This window comes from Sinorhizobium sp. B11 (assembly GCA_039725955.1).
Lineage (GTDB): Bacteria > Pseudomonadota > Alphaproteobacteria > Rhizobiales > Rhizobiaceae > Rhizobium.
On record CP091034.1, the window covers coordinates 3,083,030 to 3,097,250 of the forward strand.

At 60.7% G+C, this 14,221-nt stretch carries 13 protein-coding genes; 2 read left to right on the plus strand and 11 right to left on the minus strand.

Features of this window, described 5'->3' with window-relative positions; genetic code table 11:
- Nucleotides 1-21: 21 nt before the first annotated feature.
- Entirely contained in the window at nucleotides 22-1,674 is a 1,653-nt protein-coding gene (locus tag LVY75_25365; protein XAZ22125.1) for a thiamine pyrophosphate-binding protein, read from the plus strand.
- Nucleotides 1,675-1,705: 31 nt separating this feature from the next.
- Here the strand turns inward: LVY75_25365 and LVY75_25370 are convergent, their stop codons facing one another.
- The 4 genes from LVY75_25370 to LVY75_25385 all read right to left on the minus strand — a co-directional run bounded on the left by LVY75_25370 (nucleotide 1,706) and on the right by LVY75_25385 (nucleotide 3,758).
- A complete protein-coding gene (locus LVY75_25370) occupies nucleotides 1,706-2,056 on the minus strand; it encodes a hypothetical protein (GenBank protein ID XAZ22126.1) in 351 nt (116 codons plus the stop codon).
- A 15-nt stretch (nucleotides 2,057-2,071) separates the two neighbouring features.
- Nucleotides 2,072-2,413 (minus strand): RidA family protein, encoded by a 342-nt coding sequence (locus tag LVY75_25375; protein XAZ22127.1) that lies wholly within the window; start codon nucleotides 2,411-2,413, stop codon nucleotides 2,072-2,074.
- Between the two features lie 70 nt (nucleotides 2,414-2,483).
- Nucleotides 2,484-2,822 (minus strand): TIGR01244 family sulfur transferase, encoded by a 339-nt coding sequence (locus LVY75_25380; protein XAZ22128.1) that lies wholly within the window; start codon nucleotides 2,820-2,822, stop codon nucleotides 2,484-2,486.
- Between the two features lie 99 nt (nucleotides 2,823-2,921).
- Nucleotides 2,922-3,758: a DUF4432 family protein gene (locus tag LVY75_25385; protein ID XAZ22129.1), complete on the minus strand. Its 837-nt coding sequence runs from the start codon at nucleotides 3,756-3,758 to the stop codon at nucleotides 2,922-2,924.
- Nucleotides 3,759-4,013: 255 nt separating this feature from the next.
- Between LVY75_25385 and LVY75_25390 the strand changes: the two genes are divergently transcribed.
- A complete protein-coding gene (locus tag LVY75_25390) occupies nucleotides 4,014-5,399 on the plus strand; it encodes a L,D-transpeptidase (protein ID XAZ22130.1) in 1,386 nt (461 codons plus the stop codon).
- Between the two features lie 6 nt (nucleotides 5,400-5,405).
- Here LVY75_25390 and LVY75_25395 read toward each other — a convergent pair whose 3' ends face one another.
- The 7 genes from LVY75_25395 to LVY75_25425 form a co-directional block, all read right to left on the minus strand.
- The gene (locus tag LVY75_25395) at nucleotides 5,406-6,521 is read right to left on the minus strand and encodes a hypothetical protein (protein XAZ22131.1); all 1,116 of its coding nucleotides are present in this window, start codon (nucleotides 6,519-6,521) and stop codon (nucleotides 5,406-5,408) included.
- 129 nt (nucleotides 6,522-6,650) lie between these two features.
- A complete protein-coding gene (locus LVY75_25400; protein ID XAZ22132.1) occupies nucleotides 6,651-7,361 on the minus strand; it encodes a ParA family protein in 711 nt (236 codons plus the stop codon).
- A 245-nt stretch (nucleotides 7,362-7,606) separates the two neighbouring features.
- Nucleotides 7,607-8,761, minus strand: a complete 1,155-nt coding sequence (locus LVY75_25405; GenBank protein ID XAZ22133.1) for an iron-containing alcohol dehydrogenase — start codon at nucleotides 8,759-8,761, stop codon at nucleotides 7,607-7,609.
- Nucleotides 8,758-10,143 carry an aldehyde dehydrogenase family protein gene (locus LVY75_25410; GenBank protein ID XAZ22134.1) on the minus strand — a complete coding sequence of 462 codons (1,386 nt, stop codon included), beginning with the start codon at nucleotides 10,141-10,143 and terminating at the stop codon, nucleotides 8,758-8,760. The genes LVY75_25405 and LVY75_25410 overlap by 4 nt, the downstream gene beginning before the upstream one ends.
- Before the next feature lie 98 nt (nucleotides 10,144-10,241).
- Nucleotides 10,242-11,606: a glutamine synthetase family protein gene (locus LVY75_25415; protein XAZ22135.1), complete on the minus strand. Its 1,365-nt coding sequence runs from the start codon at nucleotides 11,604-11,606 to the stop codon at nucleotides 10,242-10,244.
- Nucleotides 11,607-11,752: 146 nt separating this feature from the next.
- Nucleotides 11,753-13,300 (minus strand): amino acid permease, encoded by a 1,548-nt coding sequence (locus tag LVY75_25420; protein ID XAZ22136.1) that lies wholly within the window; start codon nucleotides 13,298-13,300, stop codon nucleotides 11,753-11,755.
- Nucleotides 13,301-13,419: 119 nt separating this feature from the next.
- Nucleotides 13,420-14,190 (minus strand): N-formylglutamate amidohydrolase, encoded by a 771-nt coding sequence (locus LVY75_25425; GenBank protein XAZ22137.1) that lies wholly within the window; start codon nucleotides 14,188-14,190, stop codon nucleotides 13,420-13,422.
- Nucleotides 14,191-14,221: the final 31 nt, after the last annotated feature.

Genomic DNA, 14,221 nt, shown 5'->3' on the forward strand with positions numbered 1-14,221 from the left:
GGCCATGAGGAGGAAGAGGCCATGAAGAGGACAGGCGGACAATTGGTCGTCGAGGCGCTGAAGGCAAACGGCGTCAAACGCCTCTCCTGCGTGCCCGGGGAAAGCTTTCTCGCGGTGCTCGACGCGCTGCACGACAGCGACATCGACGTGATCGTCTGCCGCCAGGAAGGCGGGGCGGCGATGATGGCGGATTGCTGGGGCCGGCTGACCGGCGAGCCCGGCATCTGCATGGTCACCCGCGGCCCCGGTGCGACCAATGCCTCTGCCGGTCTGCATATTGCAAGGCAGGATTCGATCCCGATGATCCTCTTCATCGGCCAGGTCCAGCGGGAGGCGCGCGAGCGCGAAGCTTTCCAGGAGGTCGAATTCCGCCGCGCCTTCACCGAATTCGCCAAATGGGTCGGCGAGATCGATGATGCCGCCCGCATCCCGGAATTCGTCACCCGCGCCTTCGCGATCGCAACGTCGGGTCGTCCAGGTCCGGTCGTGCTGACGCTTCCTGAAGATATGTTGCGCGACGAGGTCGAGGCCCCGAAAGCAAGGCGCTACGCGCGCGTCGAAGCCCATCCCGGCCGCAGCCAGATCGACGATCTCTATCTGCGCCTGCTGAAGGCCGAGCGGCCGATAGTCATCCTTGGCGGCACCCGCTGGGATGCTGATGCGGTCGCCGATTTCCAGACCTTTGCCGAGCGCTTCCGCCTGCCGGTCGGCTGTTCCTTCCGCCGGCAGATGCTGTTCGACCACCTGCATCCCTGCTACGCCGGCGATGTCGGCATCGGCATCAATCCGGCGCTGGCAAAGGAGATCAAGGAGAGCGACCTCCTGATCCTGCTCGGTGGCCGCATGTCGGAAATGCCCTCCTCGGGCTATACGCTCATCGATATCCCCTACCCGGCGCAGTCGCTCGTCCACATCCATCCGGATCCGTCGGAGCTTGGCCGCGTCTATCGCCCCGATCTCGCGATCTGCGCCAGCCCCGCCGATTTCATCGCGGCACTCGCCGATCTCGAAGCTCCTGTCGAGCCGCGCTGGGTCGAACGCACCGAGCGCATGCACCAGGCCTATCTCTCATGGTCCAAGCCGCCGGCGACAGGTCCGGGCGCCGTTCATATGGGGCCGATCATGGAATGGTTGGAGGCCAATACCGGGCCGGACACGATCTTCACCAACGGCGCCGGCAATTACGCCACTTGGGTGCACCGCTTCCATCGCTTCCGCCGTTTCAATACACAGGCGGCCCCGACCTCAGGCTCCATGGGTTACGGCCTGCCGGCAGCAGTCGGTGCCAAACAGCTCTTCCCCGACAGGGACGTCATCTGCTTTGCTGGCGACGGCTGCTTCCTGATGCACGGACAGGAATTTGCGACCGCCGTGCGCTACGGCCTGCCGATCATCACGGTCGTGGTCAATAACGGCATCTACGGCACGATCCGCATGCACCAGGAGCGGGAATATCCCGGCCGCGTCAGCGCGACCGACCTCACCAATCCGGACTTTGCAGCCCTTGCCCGCGCTTATGGTGGTCACGGCGAGACGGTGGAAAAAACGGAGGATTTCGCGCCGGCTTTCGAGCGCGCACGCGACAGCGGCAAGCCAGCGATCATCGAGGTCAAGCTCGATCCTGAAGCCATCACGCCGGCGCGGACACTGACGCAGATCCGCGAGAAATCCTAATTGAAAAATCAGTGCATGAGAGAACGAGAACTCAGCGCGCAAGCTCGCGTTTCAGCATTCTATCCAGCTGATCGCAGCTCTCTTTGGAATATTGCCGGGTCGATTGCTGCGTAACGCCGCGGCGAGCCGTGCTGAAGGCCCGTTCCGTTGCAGCTTGCGGATCTTGCAGTTCCTTTCGAGCAAACTTCAGAAACAGCGCTTTTGCATTCCGAACGAGCTGCGGGCGCTTGTAATTCATGTCGCAGATCAATGCGATGGTCATGCTCATGGAGGCGACGCCAAGCCCATCGCCCTTGGGAATGGGCGGAAGCTCTTCCGTAAAAGCCACGGAAGCAACGAGGCAACCGGCAAAACACACCGTCAGCAGGCGCCTCGTTGACATTCCGTGTCCTTAAGATCAGATCGCCGCGGTGACGATGAATTCCACCTTGTACTTCGGCGCAGCCAGCTTGGCTTCGCTGGTGGCACGGGCCGGCGGGTTTGCCGGGTCGATCCAGCCTTCCCAGACGGCGTTCATCTCTGCGAAATAGGCGATATCGGAGAGATAGATGATCGTCTGCAGGATCTTCGACTTGTTGCTGCCGGAAGCGGCGAGCAGACGGTCGACTTCGCCGAGTGCAGACTTGCACTGATCGGCAACGCTTTCGCCTTCGCCGACCTGGCCTGCGAGGTATACGGTGTTGCCGTGGATGACGGCGCCGCTCATGCGGGCACCGATGTCGATACGCTTGATGCTCATCGTGTTCTCCTGTTCATCAAATAAAAGCGCCGCGTTAGCGCGGCGCAGGACTGGTTCGGGTAAAACCGGCTCAGGCGCGGATGTGGTGCGTCTTCTGATAGATCGCCGTCGAGCGTGCGCCGGAGCGGCAATAGCCGAGCATCGGGCGCTCGAATTCGTCGAGCGCGTCGACCATGCCCTGCACGGCCTCCTCGGTCACGCCCATCGGCCCGACCGGCACATGGGTGATCTGCAGGCCGATTTCCTTGGCGCGGGCTTCGATGACGGCAAAGGGCGTCTGGTCAGGGCTTTCGCCATCCGGACGATGGCAGACGATGGACTTGAAGCCGAGTGCCTTGATCTGGTCGAGTTCGTCAACCGTGATCTGGCCGGAAACGGAGTATTCATCGTCGATCTGGCGGATATCCATCGTCTCAATCTCCTCTAAAATGGTGGGCTGAAGGTCTACGACGCGTCCCCTTGGGCGTCAACACGTCTTCGCCGAACGCCCCGGATTAGGCTAGTAAGCTTAGACGAAGCCGAAACGAAGGCCGTAGCTGCGGCTTTCGCCCGGCTTCAGCCAGTTGAACTCACCGGCCGCCTCCAGCTCATGGCGCAGCACCCAGCGGTGCGACACCGGCTCGATACCGATAATATCAGCCGGCGCCTTCTGGTTCCGCCAGATCTGCAGATGCGGCAGCGTGTCGGCACGCACGCGCACCCTGAGCGTCTTGCCGCCGATCACCGCAACCGGCCCGAGCCGGACTTCGGCAAGACCATCCTCCGTTGCCGGAGCCTCGACGCAGAAGATGCCGCCCGGCTCCTCGCCGAAGGTCCAGGGAAAACCGCCCCCTTCGAGCATCCTCCCCTCGAGCCGCGTGCCCGCGTCCAGCCATTTGCCGCCGATATTCATATGGTACATCAGAAAGGTCGGCACCGTTTGGTCGCTCGTATTGACGACGCGATCCTCAAGCGAGACCTCGCCCGTTTCCCCGTCGATCCGCCACAGGCGCTCGATGCGCTGGGGCAGGCCTTCGACGGTGATGATGTCGATATCGGCGCGGCATTCGGCATTGCCATCTTCGAATCTCGTCCACAGCACTTTGGCGGCATGGCCGGAGGCAGACCCGTGCAGGGGATAGATCTTGCCGTCCGTCCCGGGAACAGGCTGGCGATGACGAATGTGATCGGGGCCGCAGGTGAAGAGAAAGCCTTCCAAGGAATGATCGATTCGCGGATCGCCATCGTCGGGGATGGCGCGCTTAGGCGCGATATCGATGCCCTCGACGATGCAGCCGCCGATATCCAGCACCGATCTTTCGTCCAGCATCAGGCGCGGTCCGCGTGCGGCGGCAAATTCGATCATCGGCTTATCCTCCCGGGAATCTTGGCTGCGGTAGGGTTAGGGGGTGCCGTCACCCTAGTCAATCAAGGACAGGAACGGCGATCGGCAGCACCGCAACCATCGCCTTCACGGGAACGCCATCTTCGCGCAAGCGTTTATGAGTAAACGCAAAACACCGTTGTTTTTATCTTTTGTTCAGCACGGCTTAAGAAATTCCACACTAGCGTCAAAATTCGCAGGTGTGTGTCTGCCGAGCCACTGATCGAGGTGTGAGACGTGAATCGCTTTATGAAATCGGCCCTTTCCCTTTCGGCCCTACTTTTGGCGCTTGCCGCCTTCACGCCGCAGCAGGCCGACGCGCAGCAATACGGTCGCAACAGAAGCGATATCGTACTGGTGACGCCGACCGGCGAAATCCTCGAATACGTCCCGCCCGGCCGCGGCTTCGTTTATGCCCACGACTATCGCGGCAATCGTGTGCTGATCGACCGCTACGGCAACATCGTCGCGACCGAGATGCGTGCTCGCGGCTACTATTCGCCGCGCACCAATCGGGAAGTCTATAACGACGCCTACAATAACGATCCCTATTATTCCGACGACAACCGCTATGGCGATACGCGCTATTCCGAGCGCGGCCCGGTAACGGGGTCCATCCCGCAGGACGCCTCCATAGAGCGCCGGCCACTCGATCAGGCCTATCCCGGCGATCCGCAGGGCCAGGATGACTATGCAGCGGTCGAGCCCGACCAGCAGATTCCACCCGCCGACGAGCCGCGCGCGGCGCCACAGGATCCTGTGATCACGCTCAAGGACAAGTCCAAGCCTGAGATCGTCGCCCTTCAGGTGTTTCTGGATCGCGCCGGCGTTTCTCCTGGTGTCATCGACGGCCACATGGGCTCCAACGTCACCAAGGCGATCTACGCCTATGAACAGATGACCGGCACGAAGCTTGATCCGAACAATACGGATGCGATCCTCGAAGAATTGCGCATGAATGGCGGCCTGCCGGTCGTCAACTATACGATCACGGACGCGGATGCGGCCGGTCCCTATGTGGCGCAGATACCGGAAGATTATTCACAGAAGGCACTCCTGCCGTCGCTTGCCTATACCACGGTCACGGAAGCGCTCGCCGAGCGCTTCCACATGGACGAGAACTTCCTGAAGGAAATGAACCCCGGCGCGGATTTCACGATCCCGGGCACAGTCATCAAGGTCGTCAATCCCGGCGCGAACAAGACCGGCGCTGTTTCAAAGATCCTCGCCGATAAGGGCCGCAAGCAGGTCTTTGCCTATGACGACGCCGGCAATCTTGTTGCCGCCTACCCGGCCTCGATCGGCTCCACCGACACGCCTTCTCCGTCAGGCACCGTGACCGTCGAGCGTGTCGCCTTCAATCCGGGCTACACTTACAATCCGAAGATCAATTTCCAGCAGGGCGCCAACGACAAGATCCTCGATATTCCGCCAGGCCCGAATGGCCCGGTTGGTACGGTCTGGATGGCGCTTTCCAAGCCCACCTATGGCATTCACGGCACGCCGGACCCTTCCAGGATCGGCCGCACCCAGAGCCACGGCTGCATCCGCCTGACGAACTGGGATGCGACGGAGCTTGCCAAGATGGTCAAGCCCGGCGTGACGGTCGAATTCGTCGACTGAGGAAATCTATTCGCCCGGTGTTTCTGGCGGGCGCTCGCCGAACTGGATCAGACGCAGGAGCTCCACCTGCTTCCTGGCACCGGTCTTCAGATAGACGGACCGCACCTGCGAGCGGATCGTCTCGCGCGAGCGGCTGGTTTCGGCAGCCAGGCCCGAAACCGAGCCTCCCGAAACCAGCGCCCTCACGACCCTGATTTCAGCCTGCGTGAGACCGAAATCTCTGCGCAGTTTCTCATCGCTCAGCCCTGCGGAGCTTTGTTTCGGCTCGATCAGGATGGCGACGACAGGTCGCTCGAAGAAGCGTGGCTGGTGGCTCTTCTCAAGCTTGAGCAAGGTGATCTTCCGGCCATCGTCCAGAACCGTCTGCTGACGCTCTGCCTCCTCCTCATGCCGCAGCATCAGAGTGAGACGGTCGTCGGCATCCTGGTCGGCAAGATGCAGCATTCCGAGCGGTGAAAGCCAGACACCCGCCCCCTGTTCGAGCACCGCCTCTCCGAAGACAGAAGTGGAGACCAGTCGCCGCTCCGAATTCAGCAGCAGCACACCGACGCCAATAGCATCGAACAGCCTCCCGTTGATCTCCGAAACATTCTTCTGTCGGCCGCCGGATTCGACCGCGATGAAGGCGCGCCTCAGATGAGGACCGATCCGTGTCAGAAGCGCAGCGCAGGCCCGGCTATCATCCGGGTCGGTCCAGCGGGTCGTGGTGATCGAAAGATTGAACGACCGGCTGCCCTCCCGCAGGATCGCCATGCCGACGGCGCCGTGACCTTCATGCCGATGCCAGAAGTCGTTGAAGAACTCGGTCCTGGAAAGCTCTGCATAGGATATGAAATCCTCACCGATTGCCCCCTGCCCAGGGGGCGTTCTGTTCAGGCCCGATATCCAGGGGTTCAGCCGGCAGTAATAGCGTGTGTAGGTGTCGATCCACGCCTGATCCATATTGATGTGGAATTGCGACGAACCTTCCGCCCGCGCCGCATCATGATAGAAAAGGCTGGTTCCCGCCCCTGGCAGCAGCCCGTTCAACTCCGTCAGAAACGTATCCCATCGCGCTTCACCAAAAACGATCCCGTAAATAGAATCGATAAGTTTGTCGTCGACTTGCTGGCTTATGCTCATGCGTTGCTTCGCGCGTGAAGAGATTTTTACAACCTGATCATCATTACAGCAGTGAGCAAATGTAATTTCAAATAGAAAATGCCCCGGCCGAAGCCGAGGCATCAATTTCCCTACCCCTGTCTATTCTGATCAGGCAGCCCGGCCCATGGCATTCGCCAAGCGAATCGCAACCGGCAGCCGGCCGGGCACCTTGCGAATGATTTCCTCTGCGAAACAGAGAGCGTTTTCACGGGCCTTGTCGAGATTGCTGACACGCGTTGGATCCATCGTATGCAGCGTGCCGCCACAATCGAAGATGTCACGGAAGGCGGAGCGTTCGATGATCGCCGTATCCAGAACCGACACGTGGCGTTCGTTCAACAGGGCCTTGACCAGCTGCAGTGCGCGGGTCGTGACCATGGAGTTAACGCGGGTCAGCACGACCGAATGCCCGATCTTGATGCCGGCCTTCTCCTCCAGATACTGCAGCAGTTCGAGAACCTGGGCGCCGCCACGAGCATCCATGGCGCAGCCCTGGATCGGGATCAGCACATGATCGGAAAGGCCGACTGCCGTTGCCAGCAGCGGGTTGCGCGCGCCGGGCAGGTCGATGATGAAATAATCGGTATTATGTTTGTTTTCGCTGATGTGCTGCGGCAGCGAGGCGGTTGTTACGAAGTCGATGACGCTGATGTTGGGCACATGACCGGAGATTTCGTGCCAGCGCGAAATCCAGTGCTGCGGGTCGGCATCGAGGATGGTGACACGGTAGCCCTGACGGGCCAATTCGGTTGCAAGCAGCAACACGGCTGTGGTCTTGCCGGCGCCGCCCTTGGTATTTGCGAATGTGATGACTGGCATATTCTTAGTCCTCGAACGGAATGGGCGTGAGCCGGCATCGCTCTTGTTGATCGCACAGTCGGAGCATCGTGCGGTTAACCCATCCTTTCCAATCGTGGTTAACAAATTCTAAACGCGCCCGCCGAAATTGCGGTCCGCATTTTTCACATCATCAAAAATTGGGATGGCCCGAAGCGCGAAAAACAACAAAAAAGCCCGGAAAACCGAGGTTTTCCGGGCCAGTTTAGAGGTCCGCCTTTATCTGTTCAGAAGCAATCCTTAAACAGGGTCTTCGTATTTTCGAGCGTCAATGCAACCGGATTGCCACCAGCACTCGGATCTTCGATCGCCATTGCGGCCAGTTCGTCGATCCGGTCGGGGGTGATTCCCATCGCAGTGAGATTTTCGGGCACGCCGAGTTCGGAGCGCAGCTTCAGCACGTAGTCGTAGAAGCCGTCGAAACCGCCGGATATGCCGAGATAGGCAGCCGCACGCGCAATCTTCTCTTCAATGGCCGAGCGGTTGAAGCGCAGCACCGCGGGCATGACGACGGCATTGGTCATGCCGTGATGGGTGTTGTAAACCGCGCCGATCGGATGCGAGAGCGCGTGAATGGCGCCAAGCCCCTTCTGGAACGCAACAGCGCCCATGGCAGCTGCCGACATCATGTTGGCGCGGGCTTCCAGATCCGTACCTTCCTTGTAGGCGCGCGGCAGGAATTCCTTGACGAGGCGCATGCCTTCCAGCGCGATGCCGGCTGACATCGGGTGATAGAAAGGCGAAGAATAGGCTTCCAGGCAGTGGGCGAAGGCGTCCATGCCGGTGCCGGCGGTGATGATCTTCGGCATGCCAACCGTCAGTTCCGGATCGGCGATGACGACGCCCGGCAGGAACTTCGGATGGAAGATGATCTTCTTCACATGCGTTGCGGAATTGGTGATGACGCTGGCACGGCCGACTTCCGAACCTGTGCCGGCCGTCGTCGGCACGGCAACGATCGGCGCGATGCCTGCAACATCAGCCCGCGTCCACCAGTCACCGATATCCTCGAAATCCCAGACGGGACGCGTCTGGCCGACCATGAAGGCCACGCACTTGCCGAGATCGAGGCCCGAACCGCCGCCGAAGGCGACGACGCCGTCATGGCCACCGTCACGGCAGGCCTTGATACCGGCTTCGAGGTTCTTCTCGTTCGGATTCGGATCGACATCGGCAAAGATCGCCCGGCCGAGGCCGGCATCTTCGAGAATGTCGAGCGCGTTCTTGGTGATCGCCATCGCGGCGAGGCCGCGGTCGGTGACGAGCAGCGGCTTCTTCATGCCGAGGCTCTTGCAGGCGTCTGCGAGTTCCTTGATGCGTCCGCGGCCGAGCTTGACGGATGTCGGGTAGCTCCAGTTGGCGGTGATGTTGGCGCTGCTCATGCTGTGACTTTCTTCAGGTGGTAGGATTTCGGGCGCGTCAGATTGTGGAAGCCGATGATCGACAACGAGCCGCCGCGGCCGGTTTCCTTGACGCCGGTCCAGCACAGAGCCGGATCGAGATAATCGGCGCGGTTCATGAAGACAGTGCCGGTTTCGATGTCGCGGCCGAGCCGCCCTGCACGCTCCGCGTCCTTGGTCCAGAGCGAGGCCGTCAGCCCGTACTGGCTGTCATTCATCAGCGCCAGCGCCTCATCGTCGTTCTTGACCTTCATGATGCCGACGGCCGGGCCGAAGGTTTCTTCGCGCATGAAGGCCATGGAATGATCGACATTGACGAGGATCTGCGGTGCGAGATAGGCACCGCCGTCATCGGCCGGGAAGAGCTTGGGATCGACGAGCGCCTTGGCGCCCTTGCCGACGGCATCGGCGATCTGCTCGCGCACTACCTTGGCGAAGCGCTTGTGCGCCATCGGGCCGAGCGATGTCTCCGGGTCGAGCGGATTGCCGAGCTTGTAGTTCGAAACCCAGGCGACCGACTTCTCGACGAAGGCGTCGTAGAGCGATTCATGCACATAGATGCGCTCGATGCCGCAGCAGCACTGGCCGGAATTATAGGTCGCGCCATCCATCAGCGTATCGACGGCAGCGTCGAGATCCGCATCTTCCATCACATAACCCGGATCCTTGCCGCCGAGTTCGAGGCCGAGACCGGTAAAGGTGCCGGCCGCAGCGCGCTCCATCGAACGGCCGCCTTCGACCGAACCGGTGAAATTGACGAAGTTGAAGCTGCCGGCGGCGATCAGCGCCGAGGTCGTCTCATGGCCGAGGAAGACATTCTGAAACACATCCTCGGGAACACCGGCCTCAATGAAGGCCTGCACCAGACGTTCGCCGACCAACAGAGTCTGCGAAGCATGCTTGAGCACGACGGTATTGCCGGCCATCAGCGCCGGCGCGATCGTGTTGATCGCCGTCATGTAAGGATAGTTCCAGGGAGCGACAACGAAGACGACGCCATGCGCTTCGCGCTCGATGCGGCGCTCGAACTTGTCGCTCTCTTCGACGACGAGCGGCGCCAAGGCATCCGCTGCGATCGAGGCGACATAGTTGGAACGCTCGTTGAAGCCGCGATATTCGCCGCCATACTTGATCGGCCGGCCCATCTGCCAGGCAAGCTCGGGCACGACGACATCCGACATCTCGTTGAGACGGGCGACACCTTTCAGCACCAACTGGACACGATCTTCTAGCGGGCGCCTGGCCCAGGCCTTCTGCGCCTTGCGCGCACGCGCAACGGCTTCCTTCGCCGCTTCAAGCGAAAGCGCCGGACGCTCCGCATAAACAGAGCCGTCGATCGGCGAAATGCATTGGACCATTGTCATGATCTGTTTCCTGTTTTCTTCTGAGCCGCAGGGAAAGACGCCATGACCGATCCCCCACAAGGAATCCGGTCACGCGGTTTTCCGCTTCGGATATGTTCTTAAGCTCTCTCGAAGCCGCGCGCCACTTCCCAATCCGTGATGCGTCGGTCGTATTCTTCCTGCTCCCATTCGGCAGCGCGGGTATAGTGATCGATGACATCATCGCCGAAGGCTGTGCGCAGCATTTCCGATTCCGTCATCGCCTTGGTCGCAGCCCGCAGCGTACGCGGGATTTCGCGGATATCCTTGCCGAAATAGGCGTCACCCACATAGGGCGCCTCCAGTTCCAGCTTCTTCTCGATGCCGTCGATGCCGGCGGCAAGCAGGGCCGCGAAGGCAAGGTAAGGATTGAGGTCGGAGCCGCCGACACGGCATTCGATACGGATCCCCTTGGTCTCCTCGCCGCAGAGGCGGTAGCCGGCCGTACGATTGTCCTTGCTCCAGACGGCCTTGGTGGGCGCGAACGTGCCGGCCATGAAGCGCTTGTAGGAATTGATATAGGGCGCCAGGAAATAGGTGATCTCGCTCGCGTGGCTCAAGAGCCCGGCAATATAGTTCTGCATCAGCGGCGACATGCCGTGATGGCCGGTATGATCGAAGAAGAGCGGCTTTTCTTCGAGACTCCAGAGTGACTGATGGATATGCGATGAGCTGCCGGCGGCATTGTAGTGCCACTTGGCGAGGAAGGTGATCGCCTTGCCCTTCGACCAGGCGATTTCCTTGCAGCCGTTCTTGATGATCGCATGGCGATCGGCCATGGCGAGTGCATCGGCATAACGCACGTTGATTTCTTCCTGGCCGGCGGACGCCTCGCCCTTGGAATTTTCGACCGGAATGCCGGCGCCCTGCAGGCCCTTGCGGATCGCCCGCATGACCTCTTCTTCCTTGGTCGTCTGGAAGATGTGGTAATCCTCATTATAGGCGCTGGCGAGTTTCAGGTCGCGGTAACCCGACGCCTGCGCCGCCTCATAGGTCTGGTCGAAGAGGAAGAATTCGAGTTCGGAGGCCATGTAGGCCTTCATCCCCATGTCTTCGAGCCGCTTGACCTGCTTCTTCAGGATCGCGCGCGGTGAGTGGGCCACTTCCTCATGCGTATGATGATCCAGCACGTCGCAGAGAACGAGGGCCGTGCCTTCGAGCCAGGGAATGACCCGCAGCGTCGAAAGATCGGGCTTCATCGTGTAGTCGCCATAGCCCTTTTCCCAGCTGGTCGCCTTGTAGCCGGAAACGGTTTCCATCTCCATATCCGTCGCCTGGAGGTAGTTGCAGCTGTGCGTTTCCTTCCAGGCGCTTTCGAGGAAGAATTCGGCCTGGAAACGCTTGCCCATCAGGCGCCCCTGCATGTCCACCTGGCAGGCCAGCACCGTATCGATGCGCCCGTCGGCAACGTCCTGTCTGAGATCGTCGAGAGTATAGTTGCTCATGATGTATCCGCCTGAAATTGAACTTGGAAATCGGGACAACGAAACGGCATGCGACCGCCGGGATCAACCCACCCGATGCCTTTTCGTTGAACCGTGAGGGGGCCGCGTGACGCGGCCCCGCCATGTGAGAGGGAAGCCTTGAACTATCAGTGTTCGCCGACAGCCTTTTCGGCCGCTGCGATTTCGGCCTGGCGTCGCGCCACTTCCTCGCCGATCGGCGGCCCCTTGAAGCGGCGGCTTTCGAAGCCGAACCAGACAATGCCGGTCAGAACCAGGAAGCCGACCGTCACATAGAGTGCCGGTCCGTTCGGCGGTTGAATGCCGAGCACGAAGATCAGGATCATCGCGAGGATCGAGAGAACCGCGAAGAGCTTGAACATGCCTTCGCCGAGGTTCCACGGACCCATCTTGTCCCACTTCGACGTGCCCCAGGCAAAGAGGCCGAGCGCGATCGGGATCGCGAAGGAGAAGAACAGGAAGATGACCGTGCAGGATACGACGATCGTGTAAACCGGCGTCTCGCCGATCGAAACGAGCGACGAGCCCCAGACGAAGAGCACCGAGAGGATCGAGCCCGTCCAGATGGCGGCAACCGGCGTGCGGTAGTTCGGGCTGACCTTCGACAGTCCCTTCGATGCCGGCAGGCCGCCGTCACGCGAGAAGGCGAAGATCATGCGCGAGACCGAAGTGACGGTCGCAAGACCGCACAGCCACTGGCTGATGAGGATCGCGAAGTAGAGAATGTCCTTCACGGTCGAATTGACCTGCGTGTCCATCGCCCAGAAGAACACGTTCCAGCCCTGCTTTGCAGCATCGTCCATGTTTGGCAGCATGAGCACGAAGGAGCACAGCATGATGTAGCCGAAGAGCGCTGACCAGAGGACGGAAGAGACCATACCGCGCGGAACGGAATGCGCCGCCTTGACCGTTTCTTCGGACGTATGGGCCGAGGCGTCATAGCCGGTGATCGTATAGATCGGCAGCAGCAGGCCGAGCAGGAAGACCCAGAGGCCCGAGGTCGAGGGCCAGACATTGCCGCCCGCTTCGCCCGAATAGTTGGCGAAGGTGAAGAGCCGGCCGAACTCGTAAGACGGCGCCGAAATCAGGCACACCGCGGCAAGCGCGATAGAGGTCGCGAAGATGAGATAGCCCGAGAAATCGGTGAGCTTGGCCGTGAGGCCGATACCCATATGGTTCACGAGGGCCTGCGCGCCGGTGATGATCACCAGGAAGACGATGCGCACCGTCGTCGTGTCCGTCAGGCCGAGATAGCTCGTGCCGAACGTGCCCATGAAGAAATAATAGGTACCGACATTGATGGCGCCGAGAACGGTGACGAGGCCGAGCAGGTTGAACCAGGCGGTCAGCCAGCCGGTGAAGCGGTTGCCGAGGATCGAACCCCAGTGATAGAGCCCGCCTGCCGTCGGATAGGCGGAGCTGATCTGCGCCATCGCAACGGCGAACACCAGCGAGACGAAGCAGCCCAGCGGCCAGCCGATACCGATCGCGGCACCGCCTGCACCCGCGGTTGCCTGCGCCAGCGAGTTGATGCCGCCCGACAGGATGCAGATAATCGAGAAGGATACGGCAAAGTTCGAAAACGAGCTCATGCGTCGTTCAAGTTCCTGGGCATAGCCCATGGAATGCAGGATGCTCATATCCTGCTTCTTATCATTTTCGGAATAGTCCGACATGACTTCCCCCTGTTGACAATCGCCCGCGGAATTGCGGCCGATCCTGTGCCAAAAGTGCCCGTGGCTTTTCGCCTTGCGGGCTGTTCGCAGTTAAACTGCTCCCCGGGGTCTTCTTTTATTCAGGCATCCAGGCTTTGCTGGAGAAGCCTTGTGAGATAGTCGGCCACGACCCCTTGGCCGGTATCTTCACTGATAAGGTCGTTGCGGACCTCGATCATGACATTGCGAAGCCCGTTGGAAATGCCGTGCAGGATCAGCGTGTGGGTCACGCCGTCAGCAGGCCCGTAGGGTTCGTTGCGTTCTGTACGATAAAGCGGCGCCTCGGCCGCAAAATCCAGCATGCGGTCGGCGAGACGGCTGTCCTCGTCATGGAGGATGCCGAGTTCGACGGCGCGCTGCTTTCCATTGTAGACCGGAGTGAAGCTGTGGATCGTCACGATGACGCTATCCTGCCCCCTCACCTGCCGATCCCGGATCAAGGCGCGCACGCCATCATGGAACGGCAGGTAAAGAGCCTCCGTGCGGGCCAGGCGCTCGCCCTCACTCAAATCCTTGTTGCCCGGAATCGCATAGATCTCGCTGACCTCGGGCATGGCGCCCGGCGAGCTCGGCGGCCGGTTGCAGTCATAGATCAGGCGCGAGAAGCGCTGGTAGATGAGCGTTGCATCGAGCGCTGCGGAAATGGCGCGCGCAACGGCAAGGGCGCCTGGATCCCAGGCGATATGGCTGGAAAGCGCTTCCTCGGAGAGGCCCAGATCGCCGAAATGTTCAGGAAGCGTGCGCGATGCATGCTCGCAGATAAGCAGCACGGGGCTCTTGCCGTGGACACGCTCGATTGCAACGCAATCGCCGTCCGCCTCGCTGAGAATTTTGGCCTGAGCCAGCACCAACGGCGCTTCCCCCATCGCTTAATAAACTCTT

Excerpts from the sequence above, each read along its gene's own strand:
- LVY75_25380 (XAZ22128.1), bottom strand. The coding sequence starts at position 2,822 with ATGGATATCCGCCAGATCGACGATGAATACTCCGTTTCCGGCCAGATC.
- LVY75_25385 (XAZ22129.1), bottom strand. The coding sequence starts at position 3,758 with ATGATCGAATTTGCCGCCGCACGCGGACCGCGCCTGATGCTGGACGAA.
- LVY75_25415 (XAZ22135.1), bottom strand. The coding sequence starts at position 11,606 with ATGAGCAACTATACTCTCGACGATCTCAGACAGGACGTTGCCGACGGG.
- LVY75_25370 (XAZ22126.1), bottom strand. The coding sequence starts at position 2,056 with ATGTCAACGAGGCGCCTGCTGACGGTGTGTTTTGCCGGTTGCCTCGTT.
- LVY75_25400 (XAZ22132.1), bottom strand. The coding sequence starts at position 7,361 with ATGCCAGTCATCACATTCGCAAATACCAAGGGCGGCGCCGGCAAGACC.
- LVY75_25375 (XAZ22127.1), bottom strand. The coding sequence starts at position 2,413 with ATGAGCATCAAGCGTATCGACATCGGTGCCCGCATGAGCGGCGCCGTC.
- LVY75_25365 (XAZ22125.1), top strand. The coding sequence starts at position 22 with ATGAAGAGGACAGGCGGACAATTGGTCGTCGAGGCGCTGAAGGCAAAC.
- LVY75_25405 (XAZ22133.1), bottom strand. The coding sequence starts at position 8,761 with ATGAGCAGCGCCAACATCACCGCCAACTGGAGCTACCCGACATCCGTC.
- LVY75_25395 (XAZ22131.1), bottom strand. The coding sequence starts at position 6,521 with ATGAGCATAAGCCAGCAAGTCGACGACAAACTTATCGATTCTATTTAC.
- LVY75_25410 (XAZ22134.1), bottom strand. The coding sequence starts at position 10,143 with ATGACAATGGTCCAATGCATTTCGCCGATCGACGGCTCTGTTTATGCG.
- LVY75_25420 (XAZ22136.1), bottom strand. The coding sequence starts at position 13,300 with ATGTCGGACTATTCCGAAAATGATAAGAAGCAGGATATGAGCATCCTG.